General features: G+C 41.7%; 26 protein-coding genes. 2 read left to right on the top strand and 24 right to left on the bottom strand.

The window, feature by feature from the left end; genetic code table 11:
* Positions 1-328: 328 nt before the first annotated feature.
* From fabZ to mreB, 5 genes are all read right to left on the bottom strand, one after another.
* Positions 329-766 carry a 3-hydroxyacyl-ACP dehydratase FabZ gene (fabZ, locus tag ACFSW4_RS06880; RefSeq protein ID WP_377328293.1) on the bottom strand — a complete coding sequence of 146 codons (438 nt, stop codon included), beginning with the start codon at positions 764-766 and terminating at the stop codon, positions 329-331.
* Positions 767-788: 22 nt separating this feature from the next.
* Positions 789-1100, bottom strand: a complete 312-nt coding sequence (locus tag ACFSW4_RS06875) for a DNA-directed RNA polymerase subunit beta (RefSeq protein ID WP_054754767.1) — start codon at positions 1098-1100, stop codon at positions 789-791.
* Positions 1101-1191: 91 nt separating this feature from the next.
* Entirely contained in the window at positions 1192-2022 is an 831-nt protein-coding gene (locus tag ACFSW4_RS06870) for a flagellar hook-basal body protein (RefSeq protein ID WP_054754768.1), read from the bottom strand.
* Between the two features lie 11 nt (positions 2023-2033).
* Complete coding sequence (locus ACFSW4_RS06865) at positions 2034-2852, bottom strand: flagellar hook-basal body protein (RefSeq protein ID WP_054754769.1); 819 nt, start codon at positions 2850-2852, stop codon at positions 2034-2036.
* A gap of 291 nt (positions 2853-3143) precedes the next feature.
* Complete coding sequence (gene mreB, locus ACFSW4_RS06860) at positions 3144-4139, bottom strand: rod shape-determining protein (RefSeq protein ID WP_377328291.1); 996 nt, start codon at positions 4137-4139, stop codon at positions 3144-3146.
* A 465-nt stretch (positions 4140-4604) separates the two neighbouring features.
* On the opposite strand from mreB, the gene ACFSW4_RS06855 reads away from it, so the two are divergent.
* Together ACFSW4_RS06855 and ACFSW4_RS06850 are read left to right on the top strand one after the other, a co-directional pair.
* Entirely contained in the window at positions 4605-6209 is a 1605-nt protein-coding gene (locus tag ACFSW4_RS06855) for an acyl-CoA synthetase (protein ID WP_054754770.1), read from the top strand.
* Positions 6210-6315: 106 nt separating this feature from the next.
* Positions 6316-6795: a hypothetical protein gene (locus ACFSW4_RS06850; RefSeq protein WP_054754771.1), complete on the top strand. Its 480-nt coding sequence runs from the start codon at positions 6316-6318 to the stop codon at positions 6793-6795.
* An 80-nt stretch (positions 6796-6875) separates the two neighbouring features.
* On the opposite strand, the gene spoIIID is transcribed toward ACFSW4_RS06850, so the two are convergent.
* From spoIIID to upp, 19 genes are all read right to left on the bottom strand, one after another.
* Entirely contained in the window at positions 6876-7133 is a 258-nt protein-coding gene (gene spoIIID / locus ACFSW4_RS06845) for a sporulation transcriptional regulator SpoIIID (protein WP_054754772.1), read from the bottom strand.
* Positions 7134-7673: 540 nt separating this feature from the next.
* Positions 7674-8342, bottom strand: coding sequence for a M23 family metallopeptidase (locus tag ACFSW4_RS06840; protein ID WP_054754773.1), 669 nt, complete (start codon positions 8340-8342; stop codon positions 7674-7676).
* 309 nt (positions 8343-8651) lie between these two features.
* Positions 8652-9647, bottom strand: coding sequence for a stage II sporulation protein D (gene spoIID, locus ACFSW4_RS06835; RefSeq protein WP_377328289.1), 996 nt, complete (start codon positions 9645-9647; stop codon positions 8652-8654).
* Positions 9648-9820: 173 nt separating this feature from the next.
* Positions 9821-11131 (bottom strand): UDP-N-acetylglucosamine 1-carboxyvinyltransferase, encoded by a 1311-nt coding sequence (gene murA, locus ACFSW4_RS06830; RefSeq protein WP_377328287.1) that lies wholly within the window; start codon positions 11129-11131, stop codon positions 9821-9823.
* A gap of 35 nt (positions 11132-11166) precedes the next feature.
* A complete protein-coding gene (locus ACFSW4_RS06825; protein ID WP_377328285.1) occupies positions 11167-11814 on the bottom strand; it encodes a YwmB family TATA-box binding protein in 648 nt (215 codons plus the stop codon).
* Between the two features lie 71 nt (positions 11815-11885).
* Positions 11886-12119 carry a DUF1146 family protein gene (locus ACFSW4_RS06820; RefSeq protein ID WP_054754775.1) on the bottom strand — a complete coding sequence of 78 codons (234 nt, stop codon included), beginning with the start codon at positions 12117-12119 and terminating at the stop codon, positions 11886-11888.
* A 227-nt stretch (positions 12120-12346) separates the two neighbouring features.
* Positions 12347-12751 carry a F0F1 ATP synthase subunit epsilon gene (locus ACFSW4_RS06815; protein WP_054754776.1) on the bottom strand — a complete coding sequence of 135 codons (405 nt, stop codon included), beginning with the start codon at positions 12749-12751 and terminating at the stop codon, positions 12347-12349.
* Positions 12752-12810: 59 nt separating this feature from the next.
* A complete protein-coding gene (atpD, locus tag ACFSW4_RS06810; protein WP_377328283.1) occupies positions 12811-14211 on the bottom strand; it encodes a F0F1 ATP synthase subunit beta in 1401 nt (466 codons plus the stop codon).
* 32 nt (positions 14212-14243) lie between these two features.
* Positions 14244-15104 carry an ATP synthase F1 subunit gamma gene (atpG, locus tag ACFSW4_RS06805; protein WP_377328281.1) on the bottom strand — a complete coding sequence of 287 codons (861 nt, stop codon included), beginning with the start codon at positions 15102-15104 and terminating at the stop codon, positions 14244-14246.
* Positions 15105-15140: 36 nt separating this feature from the next.
* A complete protein-coding gene (atpA, locus tag ACFSW4_RS06800) occupies positions 15141-16649 on the bottom strand; it encodes a F0F1 ATP synthase subunit alpha (protein WP_054754777.1) in 1509 nt (502 codons plus the stop codon).
* Positions 16650-16666: 17 nt separating this feature from the next.
* Positions 16667-17212: a F0F1 ATP synthase subunit delta gene (locus tag ACFSW4_RS06795; RefSeq protein WP_054754778.1), complete on the bottom strand. Its 546-nt coding sequence runs from the start codon at positions 17210-17212 to the stop codon at positions 16667-16669.
* Positions 17209-17724 carry a F0F1 ATP synthase subunit B gene (gene atpF / locus ACFSW4_RS06790; protein ID WP_279401950.1) on the bottom strand — a complete coding sequence of 172 codons (516 nt, stop codon included), beginning with the start codon at positions 17722-17724 and terminating at the stop codon, positions 17209-17211. Before atpF ends, ACFSW4_RS06795 begins: the two co-directional genes overlap by 4 nt.
* 307 nt (positions 17725-18031) lie before the next feature.
* A complete protein-coding gene (atpE, locus tag ACFSW4_RS06785; RefSeq protein WP_054754779.1) occupies positions 18032-18232 on the bottom strand; it encodes a F0F1 ATP synthase subunit C in 201 nt (66 codons plus the stop codon).
* 112 nt (positions 18233-18344) lie between these two features.
* Positions 18345-19070: a F0F1 ATP synthase subunit A gene (gene atpB / locus ACFSW4_RS06780; RefSeq protein ID WP_054754797.1), complete on the bottom strand. Its 726-nt coding sequence runs from the start codon at positions 19068-19070 to the stop codon at positions 18345-18347.
* Position 19071: 1 nt separating this feature from the next.
* Entirely contained in the window at positions 19072-19464 is a 393-nt protein-coding gene (locus ACFSW4_RS06775) for an ATP synthase subunit I (RefSeq protein ID WP_054754780.1), read from the bottom strand.
* A 1-nt stretch (position 19465) separates the two neighbouring features.
* A complete protein-coding gene (locus ACFSW4_RS06770; RefSeq protein ID WP_054754781.1) occupies positions 19466-19654 on the bottom strand; it encodes an AtpZ/AtpI family protein in 189 nt (62 codons plus the stop codon).
* Positions 19655-19893: 239 nt separating this feature from the next.
* Positions 19894-22029: a S8 family serine peptidase gene (locus ACFSW4_RS06765; protein WP_377328279.1), complete on the bottom strand. Its 2136-nt coding sequence runs from the start codon at positions 22027-22029 to the stop codon at positions 19894-19896.
* Positions 22030-22556: 527 nt separating this feature from the next.
* Positions 22557-23696 carry a non-hydrolyzing UDP-N-acetylglucosamine 2-epimerase gene (gene wecB / locus ACFSW4_RS06760; RefSeq protein ID WP_377328277.1) on the bottom strand — a complete coding sequence of 380 codons (1140 nt, stop codon included), beginning with the start codon at positions 23694-23696 and terminating at the stop codon, positions 22557-22559.
* A gap of 12 nt (positions 23697-23708) precedes the next feature.
* Positions 23709-24338: a uracil phosphoribosyltransferase gene (upp, locus tag ACFSW4_RS06755; protein ID WP_377328275.1), complete on the bottom strand. Its 630-nt coding sequence runs from the start codon at positions 24336-24338 to the stop codon at positions 23709-23711.
* Positions 24339-24425 lie beyond the last annotated feature (87 nt).

Raw genomic sequence — 24425 nt, 5'->3', positions numbered from 1 at the left:
AGGATAATTTTCAGATCGTTTTGGCAAGGTAAACACGCTCCTTAATAGTCTATTGTATTAAAAAAACTACTCAATCTCACGTGTCCACTTTTTATACTAACTCCAGTTCACTTGGAGATACGAACACTTTTCATCAGAATGCGTACACTTTTCCTAGAAATACGAACAGTTTTCGTTCAAATACGATCAATACTCCATAAAATGTGAACATTTTCCGCTCAAATACAAACACTTCACTTAGAAATACAAACATTTTCTAAACAAATATGAACTAATACGCAACATAAAAAAACTTGCCGCAGCATCTGCGACAAGTTTTAATCACTAATTATTCTTTATTTGGATCAACTACAGCGAACATGATTTCAGCTTCGCAGGCCATGTCGCCATCGACCGTTGCGACTGCCTTAGCTTTTCCGATTGGGCCTTTAAGGCGAAGCATTTCTACGTCAAGCTTTAGGCGGTCACCTGGTTTGACTTGGCGTTTGAAACGGCATTTATCAATGCCTGTAAACATTCCAAGCTTACCTTTGTTCTCTTCTTTTTGCAAAATGGCAACGGCACCGACTTGAGCTAAAGCTTCGACAATTAAGACGCCTGGCATGACCATGTATTCTGGAAAATGGCCTTGGAAGAACGGTTCGTTAGCAGTAACGTTCTTATAACCGACTGCGCGTTTTCCTTCTTCAAGTTCCTCGACTTGATCGACTAGTAAAAATGGATAACGGTGTGGGATAATCGATTTGATTTGTTCGATATCTAACATGGTTTTCCTCCTTAAGCGGTGGTTACTTACCTTTAATGTAGTTCCACATGTCTTTCCAAAAATCTAAGCTACGTACGGTATCGGCATCGTCCCCGTCACCGAGTTTAGTATATCCGACATCTAAGCCAATATAAAAAGCGATAAAACACAGTACGATAAATAACACGACGCGAAGCCATACAGGAATAAAGCGGATTCTGGAATTTATAAACCGCTTGATTGGTCCCTGTTGCTTACGTTCTTTCTTAGCTTCTTTACGCTTTTGCTGCTTCTTCGAGTTCTCTTTCGATTGCCCTTCAGTTGTTGTTTTCTTCTTCTTCTCTTCTGAAGCCATATTTAAACCTCAATTCTAAGCTCATGATCTTCCGCTTTTATTGTGAAAAAAACTTTTGATTTCGTCAAGTTTTAATTGCAGAGGCATTAGATTAAGAACGCATGCTTCCGATGAGCCCCATCATTTGGTCGCCGATTGAAATAGACTTGGCGTTAAATGAATAAGCGCGCTGTGCTTCTAGTAAGTCGGTCATTTCTTTACCGATATTGACGTTGGATTGTTCTAACGAGCCTGGAATCAAGCCCGCTTCATCTGGTGCAACGTTAGCCGTGATGTCTTCAGTTGCAACTCCCAAACCAGCTTCATCGATTCTAAACAAATTCCCGCCAGTTGCCTCAAGTGCACGTGGCATCGTGATGTCAACCAGTTGTAATGTTCCTTCGACTTGTGTTTCCTCACCGCGAGTTACTCGCACTTCACCATTTTCAGTAAACGATATGTCGTCAAAATTACTTTCTAAAATGATTGGCCCGTTCTGACCTTGAACAGGTAAACCTTCACTCGTCGTCAACATGACCCCAGCACCGTCATTAACAGGCTGCAAGTAAAAGTTCCCAGCTTTTGTATAGCGAAGTTCGTTCCCGCCGCCTTGTAGTGGAGCGTTAACGACGAAAAATCGTTCGCCATTTTGCGTTGCGATATCAAGCGCACGGCCAGTTTGCTGGATGGTACCAGAGTCCATATGCATGCTAGTATGTGCCATTTTAGCTCCTGACCCAACGCGGATACCTTCTGGCGTTAGACGTGGCGCCTCCGCATCTCCGTTATTAATGTTATTCACCTGTTGGAACAACAACGATGAAAACTGTGCACTCTTCGCTTTATATCCAAATGTATTCGAATTTGCTAAGTTATTAGATGTTAAATCCATTCTTTGTTGTAGTTGATTCATGGTGGTGGCAGCGTTTAGCATATTACGCATTGTTTAGCCCCCTAATTTATGCGCCCGACCTGATTGGCGGCCATGTCCATACTTTTATCGTACGTCTTAACGACCTGCTGATTAATCTCAAATAATCGGTAAGACCTCATCATTTCCGTCATCATGTGCTGCGGGTCAACATTCGATCGTTCCAGCTGTCCTTGATTGACACTGAACTCAGTCCCTGCTACTTCTCGTGCGTTTTGAATAGCAACTCCTTCATTTCGAAAAAGGTTGTCGCCTTCTTTCACCATGTCATTAGCATTCGGTTGATAGGCGATGCCTAAAAGGGTATTGTCAAACGGCGAGATAACTTGTCCGTTTTCAGTAACTTCGAACTGTTCCGTGCCTGTTTGGATTCGGTTATTGTTTTGATCCAAAACGTAGTGACCTTGTGATGTCGTTAAAAATCCTTCTGCATCAACGGTAAAATTCCCGTTCCGCGTGTAGCGTAATGCTCCGTCTTCGTTAGCAACTGTGAAAAAAGTAAATCCGTCTTCATCAGGCATGTTGCCGTTTACGAGTGCTAGGTCAGTTGAGATTCCTGTGTCTCTTAGGTCACCTTGATTGAAATGCGGTGTATTTTCCTGCATGTAAACGCCTGTGTTAATAGCTCCAACTCGGTGGTTGTTTGGTATTCTCGGTTCGTTTTGAGTTGGAAGGTTGTACCCGTCGTATGCGTTGATCAACATTTCTGGAAATGCGCGAAACGTTGAACGGTCTGATTTATAGCCAGGTGTTAATGCGTTCGACATATTATTTGATAGTGCGTCTTGGTAACGTTGTTGCGCAATCATGCCGGCTCCTGCTGCGTTATAGCCTCTGAGCATTTGTTTGCGCCTCCTTTTCGGTTGGTGGTCCAACCAGTGGTTTATGTATAAGCCAAGGCTTGGGGTCCCATGCAGATGCTATGGGTTTCCTTCTCGGCTGCCTTGGCTCGTCTTTTGACTTCTACGAATTAGCTTGCAAGACTTTTTCAAAAAGATGAAAAATGTTCGCTTTCCTAGGGCGACCAGCAAGCCTCCTCAAGCTCGTACCTCGCTTTGCGGGGTCTTGCATTGGCCGCTGTTCCCTTAGGAGTCTCACATTTTTCATTCCTAAGAGCCTTGCATACACAAAAATTAACCAATCTTCTCGATTTTGTCGATGTTTTCTAGCATGATACCTGTGCCTTTTGCGACGCAGTGCATTGGTTCTTCGGCGATGAAGACTGGGACTTTGAGTTCTTCAGCCATGAGCTGATCGAGTCCGTCTAGTAATGCGCCGCCGCCTGTTAGGATGACACCGCGGTCGATGATGTCAGCAGATAGTTCTGGTGGTGTGTTCTCAAGAACTTGTTTCGCTGCTTGAACCACGAGTGCGACTTGTTCGCGTAGTGCTTCTTCTATTTCTTCAGATCCGATCGTAATCGTACGCGGCAAGCCTGAAACTAAGTCACGTCCGCGAATGTCAATTGTTTCGTTACGGTTACCTGGGAAGACAGTCGCGATGTTGACTTTGATGTCTTCTGCTGTGCGGTCACCGATTAGTAGTTTATACTTGCGTTTGATGTATTGTAAGATTTCTTGATCAAGCTTGTCACCTGCAAGTTTAATAGATTCAGATGTGACGATATCGCCCATGGATAGAACGGCAATATCTGTTGTTCCTCCACCGATATCAATAACCATGTTACCGCTTGGTTGGAAAATATCCATACCAGCACCCACTGCGGCTACTTTTGGTTCTTCTTCTAAGTAAACTTTCTTACCTCCGCTTTTTTCAGCTGCTTCACGGATGGCTTTTTGTTCAACTTTTGTTATGTTTGTTGGGCAGCATACTAGAATACGCGGCTTTGAGAACATTCCTTTAACGTTGATTTTTCCGATGAAATATCTTAACATTGCTTCGGTTACGTCAAAGTCAGCGATGACGCCGTCTTTAAGCGGGCGGATCGCTTCTATATTTCCTGGCGTACGGCCGACCATGCGGCGTGCAGCCATTCCGACTTCTAATACTTTCCCTGAATTTTTATCCATCGCAACAACGGATGGTTCATCTAATACGATTCCTTTTCCTTTTACATGAATCAGCACATTGGCTGTACCTAAATCGATTCCAATATCTCTAGCAAACATGAATTAATGACTCCCCCTACACGTGCAAAAATAATAGTACTCTATTGACATATTTTATCACTTTTCAACCACCATGTCACTTTGTTTTTTGGTTAAGAGTTTGTTTTTTTATTGAAATTTGTTTTATTTTTATATTAAGTGTCAAATTCTCTGGAAGTTAGGTCATGAGGAGTTATTTAATGCGCTGATGGTCTTCCAATTTCGGTTCAGTGTTTCCCTATTGCGGTTCAACACGTCACTATTGCGACTAATTGCTTCCCTATTGCTGTTAAACTCCCCCCTATTTAGATTCATGACTGAGCGTCCCTACCGACATTTGCAGCTTCCTTAATGACAATTGCCCATCAATACCCTTCCAATCTATGAATTTTGTCGAAATTCCTCCTTCTTACGCAGGGGCTTGTCTTCAAGTGCAAAACATAATAAACTAAAAATACAGAAAATTCTGTAAGGGGAGGTTTTACATTGAAAACAAAGGTGTTGGATCAACTGGATGGGGTATTGACTAGGGCTCGTCGTCAAACGCTTGGGGATCTTTTGACGAGGACAAGGGAGCGTTATCCGGATAAGTTTGCGATTGCTTATCGTGATCAACGTCTGACGTATCAGGAGCTAGATGATTTGGTGAATCAGACGGCGCATGCGTTTCGCCGGGATGGGGTTCAGAAAGGTGACATGATCACGGTTATGTCTAAAAATAGTCTTGATTTTGTTGTCGTGAACTTTGCGCTGGCCCGGCTTGGAGCTGTCATGATTCCGATTAACTACATGTTAACGGAAGATGATGTGGCTTATATTTTAAATCATGCGGGTGTTACGGGTTTCATTGCACCTGAGGAGTTCGCGCCGATTTTAGAAAAATCTAAAGGTAACCTTGAAATTAAATTCCGCTACTTAATGGAGTTTCCAAACAATCAGCGTGTTTCTGAAGTTTTACAAGACTGGAAGCCTCTGTCTCATTTGCAGGCAGGTCAGCCAACTGATCTCGTTGATGAGGATCTTGACGATGATGATTTGGCTCACGTGCTATATACGAGTGGTACGGAGTCTCGTCCTAAAGGAGTGATGCTCACTCATAAAAGTATTGTCAGTGAGTATGTAAGCTGTGTGGTGAATGGTGAGATGTCGGATAAAGATGTTTGCATTCACGCGCTGCCGCTTTATCATAGTGCTCAGCTTCACTGCTTCCTTGGCCCGAGTATTTACCTTGGTTCGAGTGGAATCATATTGGATGCCGCTTCACCAGAGGTCATTTTAGAAACAATTGAACGTGAACAAATCACTCAGCTTTTCTGCCCACCGACTGTGTGGATTGCTCTACTTCGTCACCCTGATTTTGACAGTCGTGACCTTTCGACTTTAGAAAAATGTTATTACGGTGCAGCGATTATGCCTCGTGAAATTTTAAAGGAACTATCGGAGCGCCTTCCGCAAGCCCGCTTTTACAATTTCTACGGCCAAACGGAAGTTGCACCACTCGCAACGGCTCTTGGCCCTGATGAACAGTTAACTAAATTAGGTTCTGCAGGGAAGCCGACTTTAAACATGCAAACAAGAATTGTGGATGATAATGACGTCGAAGTCGCGCGCGGTGAAGTAGGTGAAATCGTCCACCGCACGCCGCATGCGATGAAGGGTTATCTTCATGATCCTAAAAAGACCGCTGAAGCGTTTAAAAATGGCTGGTTCCACAGCGGGGACCTTGGTGTGATGGATGAAGATGGCTACATTACGATTGTTGATCGTAAGAAGGATATGATTAAAACAGGCGGTGTTAACGTTTCGAGCCGGGAAGTTGAAGAGATGATCTATCAGCTTGAGGGTGTTTCTGAAGTTGCAGTTATCGGCATTCCAGATAATTACTGGATTGAGGCCGTCACTGCGATTGTCGTGCCAAAGCTTGAAACTAATCTAACTGAGCAGCAAGTGATTGACTTTTGCCAAGATAAATTGTCCAAGTTCAAAGTTCCAAAACACGTTGCCTTCACCGATGAACTTCCGAAGAATCCTAGCGGAAAAGTGCTCAAGCGTGATTTACGAGAACAGTTCAACGATTTAAATCAAAAATAATTAACTAACATCCTCGTCATTACCCTGCGAGGATGTTTTTTTCTGAAACGTTTTATGCTAGAGTTTTTATAGAGAAAAATCGGCGCACCCGATTAGGAGGAGACAAATGGACAAAAAGAGTATAGGGCTTGTTATCTTAGTCATCGTCGTTGCTGCTGCCACATGGTGGTTCAACCAAGATGATAATGATCAATCCAACCATTATTATGTATTTAATTTAGATGGAGAATCTGAGAATTGGGATTTGAATCAATATAAAGTAGAGTTTGTGCCAACTAGTCATACAGCAGGCGGTGGAACACTTCACTTTAACGGAGAGCGGGGACCCATTGTTGATAGCTTAAATTTTCAAACTTACGCACTCGTCGATGGAGTTGAAGTCACGCTGCAGTCTGAATCGATTCACGAACCGTTAGATGCAAGTACGGTTAATATTGGATTTGTTGATAATAATGTCTTTAAACCGAACGGAGATCCCGTTATGTTTCAAGATATTGAAAAAATTCACGCAGAAATTGAGTGGCCTGGAGCAAGCGGTGAGTATCAAACAGAGGAAATCGTTTTGTATGAACTTCGCAAAAAGTAAAAAAGTGCCCGTCACAGGTGTATTGATATCCAGAATATGAGGCTTAATGGGTTATGTATAGGTGACAGGCGTTTGGTTGTCTAAACCTTAGTTTGTTCTCGGTACTTTTTACGCGTCGCCTCCCCACCTCTTATATGTCTTATGGACTTATGAAACTCTAACACTTCCTTGACCTCTTTAGCTAAGGCTGGGTTAATTGTTGGGAGCCTTTCGGTTAAATCTTTGTGCACAGTACTTTTCGATACGCCGAAATCTTTAGCAATCACGCGTACCGTTTTCTTTGTCTCTAATAGATGCTCCGCGATTCGGATCGTTCTTTCTTTGATGTAATCGTGCAAACTCCTCGCCTCCTGATGTACCTCTAAAGATGTGATGGTACAGTTTATTCAGGAAAACGAGTAAATATGTTAGGAAGTTGGAGAGTTGTTGTTAGGTAAGGCCTCGTGCGTGATTGAAGTGGGCGGAATTATCTCCATGTGCGGGTGATTTGTTCGTATTTTGACTGATCTGTTCGTATCTTCATGAGAATTGTTCATATTGGCTGTAGTTTTGTCCGTATTCTTAGGTCAATTGTTCGTATGGAGTGGATATCTGTCCGCATTTTCAGTTAATCTGTTCGCATACAGCTGAGTTTTGTCCGCATTTTGAGGTAAACTGTTCATATTTGGTCTTGATCTGTTCGTATCTAGCAGTGATCTGTCCGTATTTCATGACAAACTGTTCACATCAGGCCATAAACTGTCCGTATTTCATGGAAAACTGTTCGCATTATGACGTGGGCTGTCCGTATTCCATTACAGCACGTTTGTATTTACCATATTCGATTAAACCAAAAAAATTCTCGCCCGTTCTCAGGCGAGAATTTTTTACCTTACTGATTAAAAGTTAGGATTAACAGGTTTGCCTTCTTCTAGGAGTCTGAAGTGGACTTTAGTCACTTCTTCATCTCCGTAGACGTTCGTACCTGATACGCCAATCACATCACCTTGAGATACTTCGTCGCCTTCTTTTACTGAAGCCTCAGATAAGCTTCCGTAGAAAGTCGAACGCGTATCGTCATGCTCAATCTCAACTACTTGACCTTCTAAATCATCCTTATAAACCTTCGTCACCGTTCCGCTAAGGGCAGCGATTACTTCGAATGGTTGTCCATCCTTAGAAGTAATGTCGACACCTTTACTCTGGTAATACGTGTTGTTGTAGAAAATAAGTGCATCTTCTTGTTCTTCTTCTGTTGCTTCGGCGTCATAAAATTTTGTAATGATTTCAGCTTGATCCCCTAACAGAGTCGGCATCACTAAATCTTCCTGTTCCGCTGTGACTGGTACAGACTCCTCTTCACCGTTGTTATCTGCAACTTGGCTTGGGTTTTCCTCATTAGTTTGATTACCGTCTTCCGTCACATCAGATGCTTGGAATTGGTAGACCATAACCCCCGCTAAAATCACAGCAACTAGAGTGATGTAAAGGACTGGGTAAAACCAGCGTTGGCGCGTCAGGCGCTTCCACTTAGATTGGCGCATTAATTGCTTTTCTTTTTCATTCATTTTCATCACCTCAGCAACATTCTGAACGAAAAATGAAGAATATATACATCAAAGTCGAAAATTTTTCAAAAAATGGTGATGAATTTTGATTTTTAGGGTAAACTAAAGAAATTTTTTATGTGGAAAAGTGAATCTCTGACTAGTTATGCACATGTGGATATAACGAGTTATTCACATTTTGGGAGGGAGTTATTCACCTATCCACGAACTAGAAAAATTTTTATTTTGAAGATAAATAGAGTTACACACAAATTGTCCTACCTTCACTCTTAATCTTTCAAATAAAAAAGCCACCTCATATAGAGGCAGCTAATTCATCGCACTTAGTGATCCGACCACGTCTTGAATAGTAGAGATGTCGACACCTTGGTAGTAGTGTTTAACAATTTCACGATAGGTTTTTCCTTGTTGGGCCATGCCGTTTGCGCCGTACTGACTCATGCCGACGCCGTGTCCGTATCCTCTTGTTGTAAAGATGATGTGGTCGCCTTTCGCTTCAATAGTGAAGTCGTTTGAGCGTAATCCTAGCGTTTCTCGAATTTCTCGTCCTGTAAAATTCTTTCCGTTAATGGTCATTTTCTTAATGCGCTGGCTTTCCGTTCTAACTGTGTTGGTTACTTCAATAACACTAGAATCTAAACCGAGCTTTTGTACCACTTCGCTTCTAGGTAAAATTTGTTGTTCCAGATATTCTGGCGACTTTTTATCCCATGGACTGTTGACCATTTTTAAGTATGGGACTTCATTTTGCCAGTAATCCTCGGCATTTTCTGTGTAACCATTACTCGTTGAGAAAAATTGAGCTGTAATTGGGTCACCACTGTATGTGATGATTTGACCTTTGGTTTCCTTAACTGCTTTAGTGATTTTATTAATCTTCCATGAATAATCGACGCCCCATGCCTTTCGCAATTCTTCTAAACTCTTGTAAACTTGGTGCTGGACAGTATCGGTAACATCGTAGTTTTTAGCAGCCCCGCCCTTTTTTAATATTTGTGCGACATATGTCCTTGCAGCTAAGGCTTGTGCTTTAATTGCTTCCATTTCAAAACTAGCAGGGACTTCCGATGCGACCACTGACACGACGTACTCTTCCAGTGGGACCTCTTCGACTTTTTCCGTTGCGCTTCTCATCACTTGAACCACTGGTTGATCGCTCGTTTCTAAATCAACCTCTACTGTTTCATTCATGTCAACTGTTTCTGTCGATGCATTAGAAAATGGTACAACGATGGCAGCTGGAAGAACGGTAATCACTGAGATCAAGACTGCTCCAATGATAAGGAATTCATGTTTTATGTTCATAGCGACAGCTCCTCCTTTGATAAAATCTGTATCTATCAATATAATTATTCCCAAATTATTTTTGATAGAACCAAAAAGTAGATTTATTTGAAGTTGCAGAGGCTGTCTATTATAGACATATGTACAATTTGGCATAAAAAAAGCGGCGATTGCCGCCGCTTTTAACATACATATTAACTAGATTGTGCCATTGAGTCGTTAATAACTTGGTCGACTTTTTCAGTTTCCTCGTAAACGCGCTCGATGTCAGCACCTAAATCTCTTAATTTACCTTCAAAGTTTACATAGCCACGATCTAAATGTTTAAGTTCAGTCACAGTTGTACGTCCTTCAGCAACAAGACCTGCAATGATTAACGCTGCTGCAGCACGTAAGTCTGTCGCTGCAACTTCTGCGCCTTGTAGTTCTGAAGGGCCTTCAATAATAGCACTACGTCCTTCAATTTTTGCAACTGCATTCATGCGTCTGAATTCTTCAACGTGCATGAAACGATTTTCAAAAACAGTTTCGGAAATCACGCTTGTGCCTCTAGATCTCATAGCCAAAGCCATAAACTGTGATTGTAAGTCAGTTGGGAACCCAGGGTATGGTAGAGTTTTAATATCTACTCCTTTTAGTTCACCGTTACCAATTACGCGCACACTATTTTCATATTCTTCAATCTTAACGCCCATTTCTCCCATTTTAGCAATAAGAGAACGTAAATGGTCTGGAATAGCGCCTTCTACGACGACATCTCCGCCTGTAATCGCTGCTGCAACCATAAATGTTCCAGCTTCAATACGATCAGGAATGATGTTGTGCTCTACGCCATGTAAAGTTGGGACACCTTCAATACGAATCGTCTCCGTACCAGCGCCAACAACTTTTCCACCCATTTGATTAATATAATTTGCTAAATCTACTATTTCTGGCTCTCTAGCACAGTTCTCAATGACTGTTGTACCTTCTGCTAGAGCTGCTGCCATAATTAAGTTTTCAGTTGCACCTACACTAGGAAAATCTAAATAAATGCGAGCTCCTACTAGTTTTTCAGGAACATGTGCTTCTACATAACCATTTCCAACATGAATCTTCGCACCCATTGCTTCAAAGCCTTTTAAATGCTGATCAATTGGACGAGAACCAATTGCACAACCACCTGGCATAGCCACTTTTGCATGACCGAAGCGTGCTAATAGAGGTCCTAAAACAAGAACTGAGGCTCTCATTTTACGAACATATTCAAAAGGCGTTTCAGTTTTTAATTGATTAGAAGCATCTATAACTAATTGGTTTTCAGATTGTAAGACATTAATATTCATATAACGTAAAACTTCACTAATTGTATCAACATCAGCTAAATGAGGAACTTGCTTTAATGTACTTTTTCCTTCACTAGCCATTATACTTGCTGCAATTACTGGTAATACGGCATTCTTTGCTCCCTCTACCTTCACCGTACCACGTAATTGGTTTCCACCAGATACTATGATTTTTTCCAAGGTTTTTCCCTCCGTGTCGATATTCCGTATGTTATTTAATATTCAATAACAAGGATAGGTGTTCCAATCGTTATGGTATTTAGACCATTCTCTTGTTCCCTAACCGAAAATTGTATGTTTATTTCGTCGTTTTTTAATGGTATATATTGCTCGAATTGATCGCTTTCTCCGCTCACAACTTTGAATTTTTCTTCGTCCAATACATTTGTCGTTTCTACATCGTAATGATTGATGATTTTCTCAATCATAAAATTACTATTAATTTTAACATCTGTTCGTGATTGAAAACAAGAGTATATTCGACTGTTTTCAAAAAAATGTCGAAATTCCGCATTTAACATACGATTTTGTAACACTTTTTTGATCTCTTTATTCCAATCGGCGCCTTTAAATTCATATATGACTTTTACCCTGTTATCAGATAAATAAACCATATTAAATGATTCGGTGATGTTTTTATTTTTTTGGGTTACTTTTTTCTGATTTTGAGTAAAAGCTTTCGCCTGTTTTTTATCTGTGACCGTTAGGATTGTAACATTAACGCTTGAAATATCCAAGCCTTCCTTGATAAAAAACTCCTCTAACTGATCAATCGTTGAAACGTCGGCGAGTAATGAATTACTAGATTGATAGAATAAAGAAATACTTAATAAAAATAATACTACTACGGAAACCCATCGCATGGCTTTCTCCCCCTTGGAAAAATCATTTAGTAAAAGGATGGACAAAGCCTTACGAAGTTATACATGTGAATTTAGAGTAGATGTTGTAACTGTCTGGACCATTGAATGAAGTCAATAAAGAAGTTGCTGACAGTAGAGCCGATTGTAATGGATAACATAATAAATAGTATTCGGCTTTCTACAACTCTATTCTTTTTAAAAATCTGCTCGAGTTGTACAGCCTCGAGCACTTTCCATGCTAGTATGATAAACATAATGTGCATGAACATAAAAATAATTGAGTCAATCGCGAGATCTGTAAACATGTTTACACCTCTAATTCCTATTTCAACATTTCCCGGGTAATATCGACACTAAACCTAAAATTTCATAAAATCTTTAATTGTTCGTTAAAAAGTGTCATGATAGCTTAATAATATTGTTTAATTAACTCTTATCTGCAAGTTTTTTAACTATACCTGCAAGTAGCCTACACATTCTACAGTACAAACAAAAGACTCGACGTATCTGCCGAGTCTTCCTGTACATAAGCTTATCTATTTTCCGAAATGTCAATACGGTTGATAGCGCGTTGTAAAGCTAATTCCGCACGTTTTTGATCAATGTCTTCAGATTTTGCCATGTTGAGACGTTGTTCTGCGCGTTCTTTAGCTTGCTTCGCACGATCAACGTCGATTTCGGAAGGTTGTTCTGCTGCTTGTGCTAGGATTGTCACTTGTTCTGGTCTGACTTCAACAAATCCGCCGCTAACAGCAAGTAATTCAGTCTGACCTTCCTTTTTTAAACGTACTGCACTAATGGTTAATGGAGCAACTAATGGGATGTGACCTGGTAATATACCAAGCTCTCCACTCTCTGCTCTAACACTGACCATTTCATATGAGCCTTCAAGTGCAGGGCCGTCAGGAGTGACAACACTCACATTTAGTGTTTTCAACCTTACCCCTCCTCGGGCACGCGTAAGGCGGCGACAAATCACCGCCTACGTTCCCATTTTTATTGTTCCATTTCCTTTGCTTTTTCCACTACTTCTTCAATACGTCCAACTAGACGGAACGCATCTTCAGGTAGGTCGTCATATTTACCAGATAGGATTTCTTTGAATCCTTTGATTGTTTCTTCAACTTGTACGTAAGAACCTGGTTGACCTGTAAACTGTTCCGCAACGTGGAAGTTCTGAGATAGGAAGAATTGTACACGACGAGCACGAGCAACTGTTAGCTTATCCTCGTCTGATAATTCATCCATACCTAGAATTGCGATAATGTCTTGTAGTTCTTTATAACGTTGTAGCGTACGCTGAACTTCACGAGCTACTTCATAGTGTTCTTCACCTACGATGTTAGGGTCTAGAGCACGAGAAGTTGATGATAGTGGGTCCACCGCTGGGTAGATCCCTTGCTCAGATAAGCTACGCTCTAAGTTTGTTGTCGCATCTAAGTGAGCGAATGTTGTTGCCGGTGACGGGTCTGTGTAGTCATCGGCAGGTACGTATACAGCTTGGATTGAAGTGATTGAACCTTTATCCGTAGAAGTGATACGTTCCTGTAATTGACCCATTTCCGTAGCAAGTGTTGGCTGGTAACCAACGGCTGATGGCATACGGCCAAGTAGTGCCGATACCTCAGTACCTGCTTGTGTAAAACGGAAAATGTTGTCGATGAATAATAGTACGTCCTGACCTTGTTCGTCACGGAAGTACTCTGCCATTGTTAGTCCAGTTAATGCAACACGCATACGTGAACCTGGTGGCTCGTTCATCTGACCGAATACCATAGCAGTTTGGTTAATTACTCCAGAGTCGCTCATTTCGTGGTAAAGGTCGTTACCTTCACGAGTACGCTCACCTACACCTGCGAATACTGAGATCCCGCTGTGCTCTTGAGCGATGTTGTTAATAAGCTCCTGGATTAGTACGGTTTTACCTACACCCGCACCACCGAATAGACCTACTTTACCACCTTTTACGTATGGTGCTAATAAGTCTACTACTTTAATTCCTGTTTCTAAGATTTCTGTTTCTGTCGCTAAGTTTTCAAACTTAGGTGGTTCACGGTGAATAGGGTCACGGCGAACCTCTTCTGGAATTTCTTCACCTAAATCAATGTGATCACCTAGTACGTTAAACACACGACCTAGTGTTGCTTCACCTACTGGTACAGAGATTGGGTTAGTTGTGTTCGTTACTTCAGCACCACGAACAAGTCCGTCTGTAGAACCCATCGCAACTGTACGTACTGAGTTATCACCTAGGTGAAGAGCAACTTCAAGTGTTAGTTCATCGCGGTTCTCATCACCAGCGATTACTAGGGCGTTATATATTTCAGGTAAGTCGCCACTGTCGAATTTTACGTCAACAACTGGACCCATTACCTGTGTTACGCGTCCTTTACTCATCTTTTTCCCTCCTCACGAATTCATTCAAGCCGTTATTCTAGCGCTGCTGCACCTGCACTAATTTCGGAAATTTCTTGTGTGATTGCTGCCTGACGTGCACGGTTGTAAGAAAGTGTTAAGTCATCAATGAGCTCACCTGCGTTATCAGTTGCGTTACGCATAGCTGTCATACGTGATGCGTGCTCACTTGCTTTACCGTCTAATAATGCACCGTAAACAATGCTTTCCGCGTATTGTGGCAATAGTACTTTTAAAATTTCTTCTTCATCTGGTTCATATTCGTAACTTGTCAATTTCTTGCCTTCCGTATCAATGTCCGTTAATGGCAATACTTTTTTCTCAGTTACTTCTTGAGAAATCGCACTGATGAAATGGTTGTAGAAGATGTGTAATTCATCTATTTCACCGTCAGCAAAAAGTTTAACTGCATAGCTTGCGATTTCTTTAATCTCAGCGAAATCTGGTTGGTCTGGTAAACCCGTTACATCTTTAACGATTGGCATACCATTTTTCTTACAAAAATCGCGTCCGACTTTACCGATTGGTAATACGGTGTATTCATCTTTAGATGCATGTTCCTTTTGCACTTTTTGGTAAAGGGCACGTAAAACGTTACTGTTGTAAGGACCTGCTAGACCACGGTCTGATGTAATCACAATGTAACCTGTTTTCTTAACGGGTCTCGATTGCAACATCGGGTGGTCTGCACCAGTGTTACCGCCAGCAATACTAGCAACAACTTCTTGAATTTTCTCCATATATGGAACGAACTTTTTGGCGTTTTGCTCTGCTCTGTTTAATTTAGAAGCAGACACCATTTCCATTGCGCTCGTAATCTTTTGTGTACTTTTCGTCGAATTAATTCGATTTTTAATGTCACGAAGCGATGCCACTACGTCTCACCACCTTTTTTCGAGACTTCATCATCATTACTCACTTACAGCAAATGTGTTTTTAAAGTCTTCAATTGCTTTATTGAAATCTTCTTTTTCTGGTAAGTTTCCAGTATCACGAATGTGTGCTAGTAACTCAGACGCATGCTGATCTAAGTATGCATGTAGATCTGCTTCAAAGCGCTGGATATCTTCTACTGGAATATCATCTAGATAACCGTTAACAAGTGCGTAAATAATCGCAACTTGGTATTCAACTGGTTGTGGTTTGTTTAGACCCTGTTTTAGTACTTCAACCGTACGCTGACCACGATTTAGTTTCGCTTGTGTCGCTTTATCAAGGTCTGAACCGAACTGTGCGAATGATTCTAGCTCACGGAATGAAGCTAGGTCTAGACGTAGCGTACCTGCTACCTTCTTCATCGCTTTGATCTGTGCGGAACCACCAACACGTGATACCGATAGACCTGGGTTGATTGCTGGACGTACACCAGAGTGGAATAGATCTGATTGTAAGAAGATCTGTCCGTCTGTGATTGAGATAACGTTTGTAGGGATGTACGCACCGATGTCCCCTGCTTGCGTTTCAACGAAAGGTAGAGCTGTTAATGAACCGCCACCTAAATCGTCATTTAGTTTCGCCGCACGCTCTAGTAAACGAGAGTGTAGGTAGAATACATCCCCTGGGAATGCTTCACGACCTGGTGGGCGACGTAATAGTAGTGAAAGTTCACGGTAAGCTGCTGCCTGTTTAGAAAGGTCATCATATGCAACTAGAACGTGTTCACCGTTGTACATGAACTCCTCACCCATTGATACACCTGCATATGGAGCTAGGAATAGTAATGGAGCTGGGTCAGAAGCACCTGCGTTAATGATAATAGAGTATTCTAACGCACCGTTTTTACGTAGTGTTTCAACGAATCCACGAACTGTCGATTCTTTTTGGCCGATTGCTACGTAAATACAAATTACGCCAGTTTCTTTTTGGTTAATAATTGTGTCCATCGCGATCGATGTTTTACCAGTCTGACGGTCACCGATAATTAACTCACGCTGACCACGACCGATTGGTACCATTGAGTCGATAACTTTAATACCTGTTTGTAGTGGCTCGTGTACTGATTTACGTGCCATTACACCAGGTGCTGGTGATTCAATTGGACGAGTTTTGCTCGTTTCAATTGGTCCTAAACCGTCAACTGGTTGACCTAATGGATTAACAACACGTCCTAATAATTCTTTACCAACTGGAACCTGCATGATGCGTCCAGTACGACGAACTTCATCGCCTTCACGAATTTCTGTAAATGGTCCAAGGATGACGATACCTACGTTGTTTTCTTCTAGGTTTTGCGCCATACCCATTACACCGTTTGAAAACTCAACAAGCTCACCAGCCATTACGTTATCAAGGCCGTGAACACGTGCGATACCGTCACCGATTTCGATAACTGTACCGACTTCGTTTGCTTCAACTTCAGAATCATAATTTTCGATCTGCTGTTTAATTAGCGCACTAATTTCTTCTGCTTTGATGCTCATCCATTTCACCCCTATCTTTACTTGTTTGCAGTTACTAAATTCTGTTCTAAACGTTTAAGTTGTGTCTTAACAGTTCCATCGTAAATTTGATTTCCAATACGAATCTTAATTCCACCAAGTACAGATGGGTCTACGATATTGTTGATTCGAAGGGTGTTAATCATCATTTTATTCGCAAACACATCTTGGATCTGTTTTGTTTCTTCTTCAGTTAATTCACGAACAGAATAAACATCAGCTTCTGCAATTCCTCTTGCTTCGTTCTTCATTTTGACAAACTCATCGACTAGATCTGCAATCATGTCAGAACGGCGTTTGTCTACTAATAGTAATAATGTATTTCGTGTTTCTTTTGAGACGTCTTTAAAAACGTTACGAATTAGTTCTTTTTTCTGCTCGCTTGATAAACGAGGGTTACCTAAGAACTCTTGTAATGATTCATCATTTAGGAAAACACTTCTTACAACTAAAAGCTCTTCTTCTAGCTGATCTAGATTTGATTTTCCTTTTCCAATTTCAAACAAGGCTACGGCATAACGCTTTGCTACTACTGATTGACTCATTTCGATTCGCCTACTTCTTTAAGGTATTGTTGAATGAGTTCATCTTGTTCATTTGCAGAAAGTTCTTTTTCAATAACCTTGCTAGCAATTTGAACAGAAAGCGTAGCCACTTGTTCTTGTAATGCCTGAACTGCTTTGTCGCGTTCTTGGGCGATTTCTTCGCGAGCACTTTCTTTAATGCGCTCTGCTTCTTGTCTTGCATCATCTAAGATGGAAGACTCTTGTGTTTTTGCCGTTTGTTTGGCATCTTCAATGATTTGATGTGCGTTTTGACGTGCTTCTTTAAGTTCTGCATTTGCTTCGTTCATAAAGCGTTCTGCTTCTTGACGGTTTTGCTCTGCAGTATCTATTTCATTCGCAATGTGATCTTCACGCTCTTTCATCACTTTCATTAGTGGTCCCCAAGCGAATTTTGCTAAAAGAGCCAATAGAATGATGAAGATAACTAATTGAGCGAGCATATCACCAACGTTAAATCCTGCTGCACCTAAAACCAAGTTGGTACCTAACACAGCCTTCACTCCTTTCGGCTAACTCCTCACATTTTATAAAATGTTTAGTTTTAAGAAATCCACTCGCTTTCCGTGGGCGATCCACAAGCCTCCTCACTCGTCCCTCGTTGCGGGGTCTTGTTCGGCTCGCTATTCCCACGAAGAACACGACGTTCAAGTGTCGGCGTTGGTCACAGGACGTGACCGTTTTTAGCCGACCAGGAGTCTCGCGGATTTCTCGCAAAACATCAATAACTAAACATGCACATAAAGGAATGGCGAAGTATGTCCATCATAACTTCGCCATTCAATTGTTCGTCGTAAAAAACTACATAGACATAAATGCGATTACGACTGCGATGATCGGAAGCGCCTCAACTAACGCTACCCCGATGAACATTGTTGTTTGTAGAGTACCGCGAAGCTCTGGTTGACGAGCGATACCATTTACTGTTCCGTTTACGATTAAACCGTTACCAATACCTGCACCTAATGCACCTAATCCTACTGCGATTGCAGCTGCTAACATAATAAATTCCTCCTCAAAATATATTTATAAATTAGTTTGATTTTTCTCGCCATTAAAGACGAATGAATTTTATTAAAATACTCAGCTAATGCTAAGTACTAATTCACATAAATTAATGATCTTCGCTCACTTTGTGAGACATGTAAACCATCGTTAACATGGTAAAGATAAATGCTTGAATTGCACCGATGAAAATACTAAATCCTTGCCAAGCGATCATCGGGATAAATCCACCTACTAACCCCGCGATTGAGCCTGATGCTACTAGACCAGCTAGTAGAGTTAATAAAATCTCACCAGCGTAAATGTTACCGTAAAGACGTAGACCTAGTGTCAACGTATTCGCAAATTCCTCGATGATTTTTAGTGGGAATAAGAACGGTAATGGTTTGAAGAATTCTTTTGTATATTCCTTCGATCCTTTCATCTTGACACCATAGTAGTGTGTTAATACAACCACCATTGTTGCGAGTGTCAATGTAATACCCGGGTCAGATGTCGGTGATTTCCACCATAAGTAATGATCAAATGACACCATTGTGATAACCCCAAGCATGTTGGAGACGAAGATGTACAATAATAATGTTAATCCTAACCCCATAAAGCGTCGCCCTGTCTCGTAGTCCATTGTGTTTCCAATGATATCTTTCACGAATTCTACGATCCACTCCATGAAGTTCTGGAAGCCTGTTGGTCTACGTTGTAGATTCTTACTAGCTACAACTGCGAGTATAAATACAATCGTTGATGCAACCAACATCATAAGTACGTTTGACATATTGAAATCAAGCCATGAGATTCCAAATAAGTCATTTAACATTGGACTTTTGTGATCCACTTCATTCACCTCTCTTCCTCGTGGTTAGTTCGGTTTGTGTAAGAAAATAATCTATGATAATGACCAAATAAGGTGTCATTAAACCAATCATTACGGCAATCATGTTGAAAACTTCCGGATATTGCAAGCCTATAGCGGCTGCAAGTGCGGCTGTCGCAAACCGAGTTAACATTCCCAGCGTGCGTCTCTTCTCATCTCGTTCGACAACACCTTGTCCTAATCGATTAATTTTGACTTGAAGAAGCCATAAATTAAACGTGCTGATTCCAGCACCTAGAATTAGACCGGCAAATATGGTTTGATAGTCTGTGAATCCCCATCCTATGACAAAAATCGCTAGGATATAGAACATCCATTTGAGCTGGCGGCTGACCATGTATGTATAATTGTCCATTCTAATCGTCTCCTAGAAACTTTTTGACAAGTAAAATCATACCATACACGCCTGATGCCAAACCTAAAAGTAAACCAATGATCAGGAAAAGAGGGGACGTGCCTAAGTAACCATCAAGCCACCTTCCAAGCAGAATTCCGACAATTGTCGAACCGGATAAGTAACTTAATATACTCGCTGTGATTGCCATTCCTTGAAGTGGGCGTTTATTCAGGTTAACCACTCCAATCGTGATTTCAGTGGAAAAGATTTATCAAACGATATCGACAAATCTTGCAGAGGCAAATCTTCAAAAATAAAATCTCTTAAAACATTTGCCCACACTAAATTAGATTACAATACGAGTATTTTAAAGTCAATTGTAAATATGCAGAAATTAAAACAACTTTGTGACAAAAATCACATTTATGTTGAAAACGCTTTATCTGCCTAAAATTCAGGCAGATAAATTTCTTTTTCTTCATATAAAGTTTCATCGTCTTGTGTCATTTCAAAAACGACTTTATACTCGCCCTCTGGCAGGTCGCTGATTTTAAATTCTTTTTCAAATACGCCTTTAGACACGTTTTCTTGAGTGAACAGCGGTTGTGCGTGTAGGTCTTTTGGATCGATTAAAGTGGCTGTAAGTTTTTCAATTGGTTCGTTCACATAAAATCTTAATGTCAAATGCTCCGTTTGAAAAGGTGCCATGTCCAATTCCATGCCGGTAATTCTTGGATAATCGGATGTTTCGTTAATAAATAAGTACGGCAAGTGTTTTTGTTGCTGATTAAGTGATACCTCTATATAGCCCTCACGCGTTCCTTTTTCAGTACGTCTTGAATTGATTTGTGCACCTACCTTGAATCGTCGTTTTTCGTTAGGGCCAATCGTTGAATTGAGCGGCAGGTCCCATACGATTCCATTCTCCCTTTTTGGAATATTCCATTTAATGTCAAGAGGTTTCCTTGAAAGGTTCTTAATAGTAATCGTTTGATCTACTTTTTTTAACCCTTTTTCTATCTTACCAAAATTAAGCCGGTTGTGGTCTATGATGTAACTTTGGGTTAGGGCTTTGTTCATATTAATAAAACCGGTTCCTTGTTCAGATGGCGAAAGCTCTTCTTCTCCCATTTTGAATAGATCAGTAGATGATAGTAAGCGAGCTTTAATTTGTTCTGGTGTATCGTGTGGGTATGCTTGTTTTAACAGAGCCGTAACGCCTGCCACGTAAGGTGATGCCATGCTTGTTCCTTGAAGTGAGGCATACCCTTCTGGCACCGTGCTCACAATCTCAACTCCTGGTGCAATGAGGTCAGGTTTGATAGTCCATGATGAAGCGACAGGTCCGCGTGAACTGAATGGGGCTAATGCATTACGTATCGTTTGGTAGTTCGTTTTTAACCAGCCGTCACCTTGCATGAGCAGTTCTGCCTCTTCTTCTGTAATGTAAGCCGTTGGAAATGGAGCTTCTACCCACTCCCATTCGTTTGGGTCATCTTCAGGTCCGTTATAGATGAGTGCAGCTGTTGCCCCCTTTTCATCTAGCTGCTGAATGAGTTCGTAATACGGTGTGTCTCCTTTTTTTATTAAAACGACTCGGTCGTGAATGGTTTGTTCTAAGGTGTCTAATGAATTAGGTATAACTAAAGGCTGATCTCGTTTCAGGTTCCATTTTTCTGATAGTGGGAGCTGGCGGATCGGCACGACTTGTTCCTTTTGAGTGTATACTTGGGCAAGCTTTTGCTTCGTAATCGCCGCCCCGACTGAAATCGCTTTTTCTGACGTTGCCGGCGAACCAACCGTCCAGTCTTCAGGTCCGCTATTCCCATTTGCTACAACGACAATTTTGCCGAGCTCGACTGCTTTATTAACGGCGCGCGTCATCGGATCATCAGGGCTATTCGTTTCGCTTCCAAGCGACATATTGATGATCTCCATATCGTCGTTAACAGCTTGCTCGAGAGCAGCTATGATTTGCGCGGTCGTCCCCGTTCCGCCTGGGCCAAGTGCACGATAAGCATAGAGGTCCGCTTCAGGTGCAACTCCCTGCATGGTTCCGTTACCTGCGATGATACCAGAGACGTGGGTTCCGTGAAGCGTCGGCATCCCCTGTTCGGGCGTTGTTTCCATTGGGTCTTTGTCAAAATCAACTAGATCAAACCCACCATGGTAACTTTTTTCAAGGTCGGGGTGTTCATGGTCAATTCCAGTATCGATGACTCCGACTTGAACACCTTTGCCTGTGAAGGGTAGGTTTTTTGGATGATAACGTGCCATCTCAGGGTGAAGGTCCTCATTGGTGTTTGCTTTTGTTTGCGGCACTGAGTACGTCTGGACTGGGCTCACCTTACTGACAAACTCTTCTTCGTGCAAACTCTTTATGTGGCGCTGCTTCCCCGTTACAGCTAGAGCCTGCATGAGCGTATCATAGACATACTCAACTTCGACTAACGGATAATATTTTTCAATGTATTCTTTCGTCTCATGCGGATCTTGATCCACTTCCATTATAAAGGTCATTTCTTCCGCTTGTAGATAGATTGGTGTCATGATGATAAGTATTATTGCAAAGATTAGCCTCATAGCTCGCACCTCTTCAGTTGTTTTAGTTTTATTGTGTGGAAAAATAGGGAAGTCATGCTTGGGATGGGGAAAAAGTTTTGGGGTTGACGGTTTGGCCCGGGACGTGGACAGTTTGACCTCGGATGCGAACAGTTTTCTCTGGAATGCGAACATTTCTCCTCCTCACGCGATCAGTTTAGTCCAGGATGCGGACACTTCACCCTGACATACGAACAGTTCTCCTTCTCACGCGAACAGTTTAGCCCAGGATGCGGACACTTCACCGTGAAATACGAACAGTTCTCCTCCTCACGTGAACAGTTTAGCCCCGAACGCGGACACTTCACCGTGAAATACGAACAGTTTTCCTCCTCACGTGAACAGTTTAGCCCAGGATGCGGACAATTCATCCTGATATACGAACAGTTCCCCTCCTCACGTGAACAGTTTAGCCCCGAATGCGGACAATTCACCCCCATACGAACAAAAGGACATCTATCAAACAATAAGAAGCTTTTGCGCGTACGCAAAAGCTTCCAAATTTAATCTTATAAAAATTCATCTGGTTTTTCGCCCGCTTGCTTAAAATAGTACCTGATGGCGTCTGCTATCCGTCGGGATGCCTGTCCGTCGCCGTACGGATTCGATGCCCGGGACATTTTTTTATGTTCGCCGTCATCTGACAACAATAAGTCAGCCATTTCAAAGATATTCTCTTCGTCGGTTCCAGCAAGTTTGAGTGTACCTGCTTCGATGCCTTCTGGTCGCTCTGTTGTATCACGAAGCACGAGTACCGGCACACCTAAAGAAGGTGCTTCTTCCTGAACGCCGCCAGAGTCAGTTAGGATCAAGTGAGCATTCGATGCGAAGTTATGGAAGTCAATTACTTCAAGCGGTTCGATTAGCTGGATTCGGTCGTGATCGCCAAGCCACTTTTTCGCTGTTTCTTGTACAACTGGATTCAGGTGCACAGGATAAACCATTTCCACATCTTCGTGCTTGTCGGCCAAACGGCGAATTGCTCTAAACATTTGGTCCATGTTATCGCCCTGGTTCTCACGGCGGTGCGCGGTCATGAGCACTAAGCGTTTGCCTTCAGCTTTTTTCAAAACATCATGCTCATAATCAGCAGATACGGTTGTCTGAAGCGCGTCAATCGCTGTGTTACCAGTTATAAAAATTTGATCCTCAGATTTATTTTCTTGAAGTAAATTTTGTTTAGACTGAGTCGTTGGCGCAAAGTGTAAATCTGCCACGACGCCCGTTGCTTGTCGGTTAATTTCTTCTGGAAATGGTGAGTATTTATTCCACGTACGAAGACCTGCCTCAACGTGACCAACCGGAATTTCGTTATAAAACGCAGCTAAACTCGCCGCAAATGTTGTCGTCGTGTCACCGTGCACGAGCACGATATCTGGCTTCGCTTCCTTCATGACCTCATCTAAACCTTCAAGGGCACGAGTCGTAATCTGCGCTAATGACTGCTTCTTTTTCATAATATTTAAGTCAAAATCAGGTTTAATATCGAATATGGATAAAACTTGATCGAGCATCTCTCTGTGCTGAGCCGTGACCGTTACAATCGGCTCAAACTCATCCGATCGTTTCTGAAGTTCCAAGACAAGTGGTGCCATTTTTATCGCTTCAGGTCTTGTACCGAAAATCGTCATGACTTTTAACTTACTCATAAATTCACCCCGTTATTTGGTACCGAATAATCTGTCTCCTGCATCCCCTAACCCAGGGATGATGTAGCCTTTTTCGTTTAGCTTTTCATCCAAACCTGCTACATAAATGTTAATGTCTGGGTGTGCTTCTTTTACGGCTTCAACGCCTTCAGGTGCTGCAATTAAGCACATTAAGCTAATCTGCTTAGCGCCGCGCTTTTTAATCGAGTTAATCGCTTCAATGGCCGACCCACCTGTTGCTAGCATTGGGTCCGTCACGATTAATTCACGCTCTTCAATATCTGATGGTAATTTAATGTAATATTCTACTGGTTTTAGAGTTTCAGGATCACGATATAACCCGACGTGTCCAATTTTCGCAGCTGGAATCAATTTCACGATGCCATCAACCATGCCAAGGCCAGCACGTAAAATTGGGATGACTCCAAGTTTTTTACCTGCTAAAACTTTTGACTTAGCCGTTGCGACTGGTGTTTCAACCTCAACTTCTTCTAATGGAAGTTCGCGTGTAATTTCATACATCATTAGCGTCGCGACCTCATCCGTCAGTTCACGAAACGCTTTAGTACCTGTGTTTTTATCACGAATAATCGTTAATTTGTGCTGTATTAAAGGATGATCAAAAACATATACTTTACCCACGAGCCAATCTCTCCTTTATTTATAATCTATTGAATTGTAGCGAAATATGAACAATGTTGCAATAGTAATCAGTCGATTGTTAAGTAT

Origin of the sequence: Piscibacillus salipiscarius (assembly GCF_042685285.1) — a bacterium.
In the GTDB taxonomy this organism is placed as follows: Bacteria; Bacillota; Bacilli; order Bacillales; family Alkalibacillaceae; genus Piscibacillus; species Piscibacillus salipiscarius.
This window is presented reverse-complemented; position numbering and strand designations above follow the sequence as displayed.